Genomic DNA, 12,129 nt, shown 5'->3' with positions numbered 1-12,129 from the left:
TTAGGGTGAGGGGCAATGACCGCAGCAAAAAACGAAATTATCCCGGTATCTGACGCTCTCGAGCTTCGCGCCGTCGAAGAGCGCTACGCCGCCGAACTGCACAATCTCGTCGTCAAAAACAAAACCTTTCTGCAAACCGCCTTTGACTGGGCGCAGCACGTGGGCAGCGAAGAGGATACCCGCCGCAACGTGCAGAGTAACCAGATGCTGCACCAGCGCGGCTACGCCAAAATGTTTCTGATCTTCAAGGATGATGCGCTGGTCGGCGTGCTGTCGTTCAACACGATTGAACCGACGAACAAGACCGGGTACATCGGCTACTGGCTGGATGAAGGCCACCAGGGGCAGGGGATCCTCTCCCGGTCCCTGCAGGCGTTTATGCGCTACTACGTTGAACGCGGGGAGATCCGCCGTTTTGTGATCAAGTGTCGGGTGGCGAATCAGCACAGCAACGGCGTTGCCGTACGCAACGGTTTTACGCTGGAAGGGTGCCTGCGGGAAGCGGAATACCTGAACGGTCGCTTTGACGATGTGAACATCTACGGGAAGATCTACGCCCTATAACGCCCCCAGCAGCGGGGTGCGGGTGATGCGCTGGTCGCCGTTAATCACTTTTTCGCCGCGCAGGTGAATGCTCTCCCCGGTAAAGGCTTCGATGACCGCATCATCGGTGATTTCAACCCGGTGCTCGATGAGCACATCCCCGCTTATCCGCGCGCGTCCCTGGATCACCACCTTATCGTCCAGCATGATCGGCCCGCCGCGCAGCCATGCCTGACCGCCAATCAGAACGTGGTGCTTGATGACGCAGTTTCCTTCCACCACGGCATTCTCCGCAATCTGAGAGCTGTAGCGCACTGTCGGAATAGCATCGTCGTCATAACCGGCAATCACGCGGGCGTTGCCATAGACCTTTGCGCAGTCGCAGACCCAGACGTTATTTAAGTCGTTACCTTCGAGGATGGCGTTGTCGAATATTTCGGCGCGGTGCTCAACAAACGCAAAATTAACCATCGCCTCGCCGTAGATTTGCGCCTGGTGCACAATCCTCGACTGGATCACCGTTGCCTTATCGTAGATTTGCAGGATCTGTTCATGGTCCGGCGTAAGCCCTTTGGCAGCAATGACCACGCTGTGGTGCAGCACGCGCGCTTCGCCGTAGATATGACACTCGCCCCGCACGCAGGATTGCTGAATGGTGACGTTGTCACTTATTCGCGCCCCGTGGCTGACCTCTGCGCCGTCCAGCCAGCAGCTGTCACCGATACGGGCATCATGGCTCACGACGCACGGCAGGGTAAGACGCGCGTTGCCGGACACGGTCGCTCCGGCGAACACCACGCTGTTTTCATCGTAGATCCAGCAGTGGCCGTCCTGCGCGAGGGCGCGCTCATCGTTAATCCAGCCACCTCTCGTCCCGACAGTCACGTCGTTAAAGTCCGCCGTGGCGATAATCTGCCGCAGCGTAGTGGCGTGGCTGGTTTCGCCATTTTTCCATTGCCAGAGGCGTGTTTCGTCGCTAAGGCGATATTTTTTCATCTTTAGGTCTCTGATAAGCGTCTCAACTAAACGTAGCAAAGTTTTCGCATTTCGAGCGGCTGGCAACCAGACGGTAAACGCCTTAAAATAGCATCCAGGATGCACTTTCACTTTATGAGAACGCAGGAAAACAATGACTGTCGATGAGAATTACTTCACAGAGAAATATGGCTTAACCCGTACCCATTCAGAGGTGCTGTACAGCGCGGAGATTGTGAAACCCGGTAAAACGCTGGATCTGGGCTGCGGCAATGGCCGCAACAGCCTCTATCTTGCAGCCAACGGCCACGATGTCACCGCGTGGGATAAGAACCCGATGAGCATCGAGAATATCGAGCGCATCAAGGCGCAAGAAGGGATCGACAACCTCCATACGGCGATTAAAGATCTCAACAATCTGAGCTTTGACGGCGAGTACGATTTTATTCTCTCCACCGTGGTGCTGATGTTCCTGGAGTCAAAAACCATCCCGGGACTTATCGCCAACATGCAGCGCTGCACCAAACCCGGCGGCTACAATCTGATTGTTGCCGCGATGGACACGGCGGATTACCCGTGCACCGTCGGCTTCCCGTTTGCGTTCAAAAGCGGTGAGCTGAGCAACTACTACGAAGGCTGGGAGTTGCTCAAATACAACGAAGACGTTGGCGAACTGCACCGCACCGACGAAAACGGCAACCGCATCAAGCTGCGCTTTGCCACGATGCTGGCGCGCAAGCCCGCTTAACGGACGGCCAGCAGGCAGATCTGCAGGGCCGTGTTGTAAGACGCTTCGAACGACGACAGCGGCAGGAATTCAAACTTCGAGTGGAAGTTATGCGCCCCGGTGAAGAAGTTCGGCGTGAGCAGCCCTTTTGCCGAGAGCGCCGCACCGTCGGTGCCGCCGCGCATGGGCGTCGGTTTCGGCGTGATGCCGAGCGATTCCATCGCCTCGAACATCAGATCGATGGCGCGCCGGTCCTCACCAATCGCATTGCTGATATTGCTGTAGGTATCTTCAATGCGATAGTCCACCCTGGCCGTTGGATACCGGGCGGCAACCAGCGCGGCAACGTCGGCAATCTGCTGCTTGCGGGCGGCAAAGCTGTCCTTGTCAAAGTCGCGGATATTGGCCTTAAGAATGGCTTCGTTTTGCCCGGCCTGAATGCCGTTAAACCAGATATAGCCTTCACGTCCCTCGGTGCACTCCGGCGTTTGCTGGCGGTCAAAATGGTTAATGTAGTCAGTCGCCATCAGCAGGGGATTCACCAGCACGCCTTTGGCGGACATCGGGTGCGCCGTTACGCCGGTAAAGCGGATTTCAGCGGCTGCCGCATTAAAGTTCTCGTAGACAATTTCTCCCAGCTCGCAGCAGTCGATGGTCCAGGCGAAGTCGACGTCAAAGCGCTTAAGGTCCAGCGCTTTTGCACCGTTCAGACCGATCTCTTCGTCAGGAACAAACGCCACGACGATATCCCCGTGCTGATGTTCCGCCGTCAGGTTTTCCAGCACCGTCATGACCACCGTGACCGCCGATTTATTATCCGCGCCCAATACGCTGGTTCCGTCGCTGAAAATAATCTCCTCATTCGGATAAGCCAGAATTTCAGGATGCTCTTTAACCCGCAGCCAGATGTCTTTCTCTTTATTCAGACAGAGATCTTCACCGGTAAACGTTAATATTTGTGGATGAATATCCGGTGATAATCCCACGTCCACGGTATCAATATGGGTAATAAAGCCGATGCGCGGCGCGCCGGGCACGTTGCCTTTTTTTACCGCCGTTACCGTAGCAAATTCATCAATCACAATGTCGTCTAAACCCAGCTGTGTCAGCTCCTGCGCCAGCTCCCGCGCCATGTCATGCTGGCCCGGCGTTGAGGGCAGGGTTTTGACTTTTGGATCGCTCTGGCTGGTGATAGCGAGATAGCGGAAAAAACGGTGCGTTAATTGTCTGGAAAGCGGCGAGCCCATAGTGATTTGTTCCTTATTTATTTTTCGGGTGTTTGCCACATCACTTTAATGTTATTTATGAAATGGCAAAAGAATTAATTAGCCGTCGAATTAAAAAGACAGGAATAAATGATGAAAAGCAAACTCACAACTTTAGCGCTGGCGCTTGCTGCACTCACGGTCAGTTCCACCGTTGCCGCGAAAACGCTGGTGTATTGCTCCGAAGGATCGCCTGAAAACTTTAATCCTCAGCTATACACCTCGGGAACCAGCGTGGACGCCAGCGCCGTGCCGGTCTATAACCGGCTGGTTGATTTCAAACCCGGCACCACGGAGCTGGTGCCAAGCCTGGCGGAGCGCTGGGAGGTGAGCGACGACGGCAAGGTTTATACCTTCCATCTGCGTAAGGGCGTTAAATTCCAGAGCAATAAATCCTTCACGCCGACCCGCGACCTTAACGCAGACGATGTGATTTTCTCATTTATGCGCCAGAAAGACGTGAATCATCCGTATCACAACGTCTCTAACGGCAGCTACTCTAACTTCGAAAGTCTGGAGTTCGGCAGCCTGATTACCGGCATTGATAAGGTTGATGACCACACCGTGCGCTTTACCCTGGCGCACCCGGAAGCGCCGTTTGTCGCCGATCTGGCATGGTATTTTGCCTCCATCCTGTCCGCGGAGTATGCCGACGCGATGCTCAAAGCGGGCACGCCGGAGAAGGTGGATATGGAGCCTATAGGCACCGGGCCGTTTAAGCTGGCGCAGTATCAGAAGGATTCGCGGATCCTGTTTACGGCTTTCGACGACTACTGGCAGGGGAAATCGAAGCTGGATCGGCTGGTGTTTAGCATTACACCGGATGCCTCCGTGCGGTTTGCCAAAATTGAGAAGAACGAATGTCAGGTGATGCCGTTCCCGAACCCGGCGGACCTGCCGCGCATGAAGGCGAACAAAGACATCAACCTGATGAGCAAAGCCGGACTGAATACCGGCTTTCTGGCGTTCAATACCCAAAAGCCGCCGCTGGATAACGTTAAAGTCCGTCAGGCGCTGGCGATGGCCATCAATAAACCTGCCATTATTGATGCGGTTTTCCACGGCACCGGCACTGCGGCGAAGAACCTGCTGCCGCCGGGCGTCTGGAGCGCAGACAGCGAGCTTAAGGATTACGATTACGATCCTGAAAAGGCGAAAGCGCTGCTGAAAGAGGCCGGTTTTGCCAACGGCGTGAGCGTCGACCTGTGGGCGATGCCGGTGCAGCGTCCGTACAATCCGAATGCGAAACGCATGGCGGAGATGATTCAGGCCGACTGGGCGAAAATCGGCGTACAGACCAAAATCGTCACCTACGAGTGGGGCGAATACCTTAAGCGCGTGAAGGGCGGGGAACACCAGGCCGCGCTGATGGGCTGGACGACCGCAACGGGCGATCCCGACAACTTTTTTGGTCCGCTATTTACCTGTACCTCGGCAAACGGTGGCTCAAATTCGGCGAAATGGTGCTACAAGCCCTTCGATAAAATTATTGCGGAAGCAAAATCAACCACCGATCGCGATAAACGCGTGTCGCTGTATAAAGAGGCTCAGCAAATGATGCATGATCAAATGCCGGCGGTGATGATTGCGCATTCAACCATTTTCGAACCGGTGCGCAAGGAGGTGACGGGCTATGAAATTGACCCGTTTGGCAAACATCTGTTCTGGCAACTGGATATAAATCAGTAATTTTTACTGCCCGGCACGCTTCCGGGCAGTCTTTTCGCAATTTGTGCTCTCCGCATCATTTTTTGTCACAACAAACCCGTCGGTCTTTTGCTATAACTTCAAATGCATACTTGCAGATAACATGGAAAACTATCATGCGTACTCAAACTTTTTTTAAAGTTGCAGTGCTTACTGGTCTGTTGGCGTTGGCGGGCTGTTCTTCAAAAGTCGCGGCTCCCGAACAATATTCTGGCTTTTTAAAAGACTATTCAGGCTTGCAGCAGACGACGTCTGCGACGGGAAAACCAACGCTGCGTTGGGTTGATCCTTCTTATAACGAAGCTAATTACGACAGTATTCTCTGGACGCCGATTACTTATTATCCTGCACCTAAACCGACCACTCAAATTGGTCAAAAAACGCTTGATGAGCTGTTGAATTACACCAATAACAAAATGAAAACTGCTATTGGTACCCGCAAGCCAGTTGTGACCACGCCGGGTAAACACAGCCTGATTTTCCGCGGTGCAATTACCGGGGTGAGTTCGCAGAAAGAAGGTCTGCAGTTCTATGAAGTGGTGCCGGTCGCGCTGGTAGTAGCGGGTACGCAGATGGCAACCGGACATCGCACCATGGATACGCATCTCTTCTTTGAAGGCGAGCTGATCGATGCGGCCACCAACAAACCGGTCATGAAGGTGGTGCGTAAAGGCGAAGGTAAAGATCTGAACAACGAAAGTACGCCTATGACCTTTGCGACGCTGAAGCAGGTAGTTGATGACATGGCGACGGACGCCACCATGTTTGATGTGAAAAAGACCGCGAAATAAAATAAAACGGCCTGCGTAATGCAGGCCTTTTTATTTACGCCATTCGTAAGCGTCTGAACCAGGTTTCTGGTTTGGTAAACATCACCATATTTCCCCCCAGAATCAGCACTAATCCCACGATACCGTTGATATGCCAGACGTAGCCTTCATACACCGTGGAGATGGTCAGCGCCACCAGCGGGAAGAGCAGCGTACTGTAGGCCGCTTTGCCCGGACCGATGCGTCCCACCAGCGTGAAATAGGCGCCAAACGCAATCACCGAACCAAATACAGCCAGATAGAGCAGCGCGCCAATGTAGCTGATGGTCCACTCTGGCGCGAAGCTGTCGCCTCTGAACAGGGCAATGCAGCCCATCACCAGCGTGCCGTAGAGCATCGCCCAGGCGTTGGTGGTCATGGTTTCAAGGCCTCTGCGCTGGTGACGCATGCTGATCATGTTGCCCAGCGAGAAGCCGTAGGTGCCGAGCGCGGAGAGGCCAATCCCGGTCAGGAGCGACGCGCTCCAGCCGCTGGCCAGCAGATCGTCCCAGAAGAGGGTGACGATCCCAGTCAGGCCCAGTGCCGCCGCCGTCCAGAAACGCGCGGGCGGGCGCTGCCCGAAGAAAATAAAGCTGTTAATGGCGTTATAGAGTACGGCCATGGAAAAGATCACCGATTCCAGCCCGGTGTTGATGTGCGAGGCTGCGGCGTAAAAACACCAGAAGTTAAAGCAGAAAACGCAGCATCCCTGGAGCATACAAAAAAGGTGATCCCGCAGCGCCAGCTTGCGCAGGCGGCGCAGGGCGATTAACACCACCATCATCGTGAGGCTGGCGAAGGCGAAACGCCAGAAAATCGAGACGGGCGCCGCTACGGGACCCTGCTGCAGGAAAATCGCAATCCAGGTGGTTCCCCAGATGACCACCACCAGTCCGTATAATAATGCGTTCATACTTTTTCTCTTCTCAAACCACGGAAGCCCGCAGTATGGCGCCGAGATCGGTCAGGGGCTTTCACCGGCTTGCGGTCGACTTGCAAAATCTTGCGCTTTTTTCTTTCCCGGGGGCTGGCAACGGGAGACAACTCTTCTTAGACTGATATTCCTGTCAATCACGCGCTTACGGTCATGTCTCACGCTTACGATACCTTTGAAACGCTTTGCCAACAGAATGCGGTCCTGCGGGAAACCGTCTCGCTGAATTCGGGCATTCAGCTGGCAGCGTGGTACAACAAGCACGATACGATAACGGTAAAAAGTAACCATCATACTCTGAGCCTGTACGTGGCGGACGGCTACGAAAGCTACCAAAAAACGCCGGGCGGCTGGAAGAACGGCGGGGGGCCGGACCGCTTCTGTTTGATGCCAAAAGAGAGCGAATCGACGTGGGATATCCGTGATGACCTGTCGTTTGTGCATCTCTACTGCACCGATGAACACCTGCGCGACGTGGGGGAAAAGATCTGGGACAAGCGCCCGCTTTCGCTGACGCTCGACGAGCGCATTTTTGGTAGCGATCCGAAAATCACCGCGCTGTATCGCCAGTTTTTGCTCGGCTGCGACTGGCAGCAGCACGCTAACCAGCTCACCCTTAGCACGGCCTCTACGCTGCTCCTGACCCATCTGCTGCAAAACTACTCTAACGTTCAGTGGAAGCTGCCGGTCGTCACCGGCGGGCTATCGCCATTCGTACTGCGTAACGTGCTGGCCTTTATCGAAGAGAACCTCGGGCAACCTCTGACGCTGGCTGAACTGGCGGCGCAGGCCGCCCTCAGCGAATACCATTTTGCCCGCATGTTCCGCCAGTCGACGGGGCTGGCGCCGCATCAGTACGTGATGCAGAGGCGAATGGAAAAAGCGAAGGCCCTTGTGCAGAACACGGCGACGCCGCTAACGGACATCGCCCTTGCCTGCGGGTTTAACTCCGCCAGCCACTTCAGCAACCGCTTTCGCAGCGCGACGGGCATGACGCCTTCGCAGCTACGCGCGGCGAGCGCGTGAAAACAGGGCATAGCACATGCCGCCCAGCACTAGCCCCCAGAATGCCGAACCGATCCCGAGGATCGTGACGCCGCTCGCGGTCATCAGGAACGTGACGATGGCCGCGTCGCGCTCCGCCTCGTGGCTCAGTGCCTGATATAAACTCCCGCTGATGGTGCCCAGTAGCGCCAGACCGGCCAGCGTCTGGATCCAGCTGAGCGGCAGAGCGGCCATCAGCCCGGTAATCGAGCCGCCGAAAATCCCCGCCAGCAGATAAAACCCTCCGGCTGCGATGGCCGCCAGCCAGCGTTTACCGGCATCCGGATGCGCATCCGGGCTTTGACAAATGGCGGCAGTAATGGCCGCGATACAGATAGAAAAGACGCCAAAAGGGGAAAACAGCAGCGCCAGCGCTCCCGTAACGATGATGAGCGGCGAGACCGCCAGCGGGTAACCGGATGCTTTCATCGTGGCGAACCCCGGCGCGTTTTGCGAGGCCATGGTTACCAGGAAGAAGGGCACGCCAATACTCACCAGGCTGGTGAAGGTGAACCTGGGCGCAATAAACTCGGGCATCACAAGCGAGAGCGTGAGCTTATCAGTGACAACGTCACCGCCCGCCCATGCCACGATACCGCCGACCAGCAGCGTGACCACGATGGCGTAGCGCGGCGCCAGCGCTTTTGCGATCAGCCACGCCGCAATCATGCTGCCGCACAGCAGAAAGTGACCCTCAAGATGCGCAAACGCGTGCAGGCCAAACTGCAGCAACACGCCTGCCAGCATGGCGGCAGCAAGCGAATGGGGGATCAGCCTCATCAGACGGGCGAAGAGCCCGGTGATGCCGCAAAGTAAAATGAGCGCGTTAGCAAAGATGAACACGCCGATCGTTTCGGCCAGCGTTACGCCTTGCAGGCTGGTGACGAGCAGCGCCGCGCCGGGCGTTGACCAGGCGGTCAGCACCGGCGCTTTGTACCACCAGGAAATCGCCAGCGTGCTGACGCCCATCCCAATCCCCAGCGCGGTCATCCAGCCTGCGATCTGCTGTGCGCTGGCACCAGCCGCCGCGGCGGCCTGCCAGATGATGGCGGCCGAGCTGGCGTAACCGACCAGCACGGCGACAAATCCAGCAAGGGCGACTGGAACAAGGTGAGAGGAAGGGCGCATGAAAACTCCTTTGTGCGTTATAACGTCCGATATAAGGTAACACTGTGCGCTATAGCGTACAAGTGGTATGCTGATCGCCATCAGGAGGGACCATGGACATCACACTACACCTTGCAACAACGCTGAAAACGCTGCGCCAGACGCGCGGCTGGAGTTTATCGAAGCTCGCGGACGAGACCGGCGTGTCAAAAGCGATGCTGGGGCAAATCGAGCGCAATGAATCCAGCCCGACGGTGTCGACGCTGTGGAAAATAGCCACCGGGCTGAACGTGCCGTTTTCCGCGTTCATCACGCCAGAGGCGGACCGGCAGGCGGTGTTTGACCCGCAGCAGCATGCGATGGTCGTCAAGCCGCTCTTTCCGTGGGACGAGACGCTCGGGTTTGATTATTTCTCCATCACGCTGGCACCCGGCGCGCTGAGTGAATCCACGCCGCATGAGGCCGGGGTGATTGAACATGTGGTGGTGGTCAGCGGCGAGCTGGAAATGAAGATTGACGGCACGTGGCAGACGATTTCTGCCGATTCGGGCGTCCGTTTCGCCGGCGATAAACCGCACGCCTACCGCAACAGCAGCGACCGGACGGTGCATTTTCACTCCCTGATTCATTATCCCCGCTGACGCTACGCAAAACTGTTTCGCTGACGCATACTTCTGACTACAATAGCCGCCATTTTGACCATAACGGATAACGACGAAGTATGCGCCTGCAATCCCATCATCTTGAACTTTTAAGCCCGGCCCGCGACGCCGCCATTGCCCGTGAAGCGATCCTTCATGGTGCTGATGCCGTCTACATTGGCGGCCCAGGCTTCGGTGCCCGCCATAACGCCAGCAACAGCCTGAGCGATATTGCTGAACTGGTGCCGTTCGCCCACCGTTTCGGGGCGAAAGTGTTCGTGACCCTGAACACCATTCTGCATGATGATGAGCTTGAGCCTGCGCAACGTCTGATTACCGATCTCTACCAGGCCGGGGTGGATGCCCTGATCGTTCAGGACATGGGCGTTCTGGAGCTGGATATTCCGCCCATTGAACTGCATGCCAGTACCCAGTGCGATATCCGCACGGTCGAGAAGGCGAAGTTTCTCTCCGACGTCGGCTTTTCGCAGATCGTTCTGGCGCGCGAGCTGAACCTGAATCAGATCCGCGATATTCACCAGGCGACAGACGCGACGATTGAATTCTTTATCCACGGTGCGCTGTGCGTCGCTTACTCCGGTCAGTGCAATATTTCCCACGCGCTGACGGGCCGCAGCGCCAACCGCGGCGACTGCTCTCAGGCCTGCCGTCTGCCGTATACCCTGAAAGACGATCGGGGCCGCGTCGTGGCGTTCGAAAAACACCTGCTCTCCATGAAGGATAACGATCAGACGGCCAACCTGGGCGCGCTGATCGACGCGGGCGTGCGTTCCTTCAAGATTGAAGGGCGCTACAAAGATATGAGCTACGTGAAGAACATCACCGCGCACTATCGCCAGATGCTGGACGCCATTATCGACGATCGCGGTGACCTGGCGCGCGCGTCGGCCGGGCGCACCGAGCATTTCTTTATTCCGTCGACGGACAAAACGTTCCACCGCGGCAGCACGGACTATTTTGTGAACGCCCGTAAAGGGGATATCGGCGCGTTTGACTCACCGAAGTTTATCGGTTTACCGGTGGGCGAAGTGCTGAAAGTGGCGAAAGATCACCTTGATGTCGAAGTGACGGAGCCGCTGGCGAACGGCGATGGCCTTAACGTGATGATTAAGCGTGAGGTCGTGGGCTTCCGTGCCAATACGGTCGAGAAAACCGGCGAGAACCGTTACCGCGTCTGGCCGAATGAAATGCCCGCCGATCTCTACAAGGCGCGGCCAAACGCGGCCCTTAACCGTAACCTCGATCATAACTGGCAGCAGGCGCTGCTGAAAACCTCCAGCGAACGCCGTATCGCCGTGGATATTGAGCTGGGCGGCTGGGAAGAGCAACTGATTCTGACGATGACCTGCGAAGACGGAATTAGCGTGACGCATACGCTCGATGGTCTTTTCGAGGTGGCAAACAACGCCGAAAAAGCGCTTAACAGCCTGAAGGATGGCGTGGCGAAGCTGGGCCAGACGATTTACTACGCGCGCGCTATCGACGTGAATCTGCCGGACGCGCTGTTTGTACCAAACAGCCTGCTTAACCAGTTCCGCCGTGAAACGGCAGAGATGCTGGACGCCGCGCGCCTGGCACAGTATCCGCGCGCTAGCCGAAAAGCGGAAGCCGTCCCTGCACCCGTATACCCGGAGACACATTTATCCTTCCTGGCCAACGTTTATAACCATAAAGCGCGTGAATTCTATCATCGCCACGGCGTGCAGCTGATCGACGCAGCTTATGAAGCGCATGAAGAGAAGGGCGATGTGCCGGTGATGATCACCAAGCACTGCCTGCGCTTTGCGTTTAACCTGTGTCCTAAACAGGCGAAAGGGAACATTAAGAGCTGGAAGGCCACTCCCATGCAGCTGGTAAACGGCGATGAAGTTCTGACTCTCAAGTTCGACTGCCGTCCCTGCGAAATGCATGTGATTGGTAAGATGAAAAACCACATCTTCAAAATGCCGCAGCCCGGCAGTATTGTGGCGTCCGTCAGTCCGGACGATCTGATGAAAACCCTGCCAAAACGCAAGGGCAGCTAATTACCGAACGTGCGTGTCCGGTTTGCGCGACTTCTGCCACAGGTGGTGTTCGCGCAAACCCTCCGCCGACTCTTCTGCAGCGCTTCGCAACTCATCGCAGTCGGCTTCATGACGAAGCTGATGCCCTACATTCTTGACCCATAAATATTCGTGTCCTTTGTGTCCGGCCATAAGCTGCCCTGAAAACAGCGCACAAATAAGCATGACGAAAGATAACCCTTTTTTAATCATGGATTCACCGCTGAAAAACAATGCGGAATAATCATGTCGATTATTTCTTAGGGTTATTATTCAAAAATTAAAATTAGCGCAAAGAAAATGTCAAATAATGT

12 protein-coding genes are annotated in these 12,129 nt (G+C 55.9%); 7 read left to right on the top strand and 5 right to left on the bottom strand.

What is annotated here, in order from left to right:
- The first annotated feature begins 15 nt into the window (after positions 1–15).
- Entirely contained in the window at positions 16–564 is a 549-nt protein-coding gene (gene rimL, locus INF68_RS18145; RefSeq protein ID WP_126787324.1) for a 50S ribosomal protein L7/L12-serine acetyltransferase, read from the top strand.
- On the opposite strand, the gene ydcK is transcribed toward rimL, so the two are convergent.
- Positions 559–1,539, bottom strand: coding sequence for a YdcK family protein (ydcK, locus tag INF68_RS18140; protein ID WP_126787325.1), 981 nt, complete (start codon positions 1,537–1,539; stop codon positions 559–561). The genes rimL and ydcK overlap by 6 nt on opposite strands.
- A 133-nt stretch (positions 1,540–1,672) precedes the next feature.
- Here ydcK and tehB point away from each other — a divergent pair, with 133 nt between their 5' ends.
- Positions 1,673–2,266, top strand: a complete 594-nt coding sequence (gene tehB, locus INF68_RS18135) for a tellurite resistance methyltransferase TehB (protein ID WP_126787326.1) — start codon at positions 1,673–1,675, stop codon at positions 2,264–2,266.
- Here the strand turns inward: tehB and pepT are convergent.
- Positions 2,263–3,492, bottom strand: a complete 1,230-nt coding sequence (gene pepT / locus INF68_RS18130; protein ID WP_126787327.1) for a peptidase T — start codon at positions 3,490–3,492, stop codon at positions 2,263–2,265. The genes tehB and pepT overlap by 4 nt on opposite strands.
- 111 nt (positions 3,493–3,603) lie before the next feature.
- Between pepT and INF68_RS18125 the strand changes: the two genes are divergently transcribed.
- Positions 3,604–5,199: an ABC transporter substrate-binding protein gene (locus INF68_RS18125; RefSeq protein WP_126787357.1), complete on the top strand. Its 1,596-nt coding sequence runs from the start codon at positions 3,604–3,606 to the stop codon at positions 5,197–5,199.
- A 134-nt stretch (positions 5,200–5,333) separates the two neighbouring features.
- Positions 5,334–6,008, top strand: a complete 675-nt coding sequence (locus INF68_RS18120; protein WP_033145514.1) for a DUF3313 domain-containing protein — start codon at positions 5,334–5,336, stop codon at positions 6,006–6,008.
- Positions 6,009–6,042: 34 nt separating this feature from the next.
- Here INF68_RS18120 and INF68_RS18115 read toward each other — a convergent pair whose 3' ends face one another.
- Positions 6,043–6,939 (bottom strand): DMT family transporter, encoded by an 897-nt coding sequence (locus tag INF68_RS18115; RefSeq protein WP_126787328.1) that lies wholly within the window; start codon positions 6,937–6,939, stop codon positions 6,043–6,045.
- A 174-nt stretch (positions 6,940–7,113) separates the two neighbouring features.
- On the opposite strand from INF68_RS18115, the gene INF68_RS18110 reads away from it, so the two are divergent.
- Positions 7,114–7,986: a helix-turn-helix transcriptional regulator gene (locus tag INF68_RS18110; RefSeq protein ID WP_032657103.1), complete on the top strand. Its 873-nt coding sequence runs from the start codon at positions 7,114–7,116 to the stop codon at positions 7,984–7,986.
- Here the strand turns inward: INF68_RS18110 and INF68_RS18105 are convergent.
- Positions 7,966–9,132, bottom strand: coding sequence for a benzoate/H(+) symporter BenE family transporter (locus INF68_RS18105; protein WP_126787329.1), 1,167 nt, complete (start codon positions 9,130–9,132; stop codon positions 7,966–7,968). The genes INF68_RS18110 and INF68_RS18105 overlap by 21 nt on opposite strands.
- A gap of 92 nt (positions 9,133–9,224) precedes the next feature.
- Here INF68_RS18105 and INF68_RS18100 point away from each other — a divergent pair, with 92 nt between their 5' ends.
- Positions 9,225–9,752, top strand: coding sequence for a helix-turn-helix domain-containing protein (locus INF68_RS18100; protein WP_126787330.1), 528 nt, complete (start codon positions 9,225–9,227; stop codon positions 9,750–9,752).
- Positions 9,753–9,832: 80 nt separating this feature from the next.
- Entirely contained in the window at positions 9,833–11,797 is a 1,965-nt protein-coding gene (locus INF68_RS18095; RefSeq protein WP_193525384.1) for a U32 family peptidase, read from the top strand.
- Here the strand turns inward: INF68_RS18095 and INF68_RS18090 are convergent, their stop codons facing one another.
- A complete protein-coding gene (locus tag INF68_RS18090; protein ID WP_109844220.1) occupies positions 11,798–12,028 on the bottom strand; it encodes a DUF2554 family protein in 231 nt (76 codons plus the stop codon).
- Between the last annotated feature and the right edge of the window lie 101 nt (positions 12,029–12,129).

The organism is Enterobacter cloacae complex sp. P16RS2 (genome assembly GCF_014982155.1).
In the GTDB taxonomy this organism is placed as follows: domain Bacteria; phylum Pseudomonadota; class Gammaproteobacteria; order Enterobacterales; family Enterobacteriaceae; genus Enterobacter; species Enterobacter cloacae_M.
The sequence above is the reverse complement of the archived record's forward strand: the minus strand, read 5'-3'. Positions and strand labels throughout refer to the sequence as shown.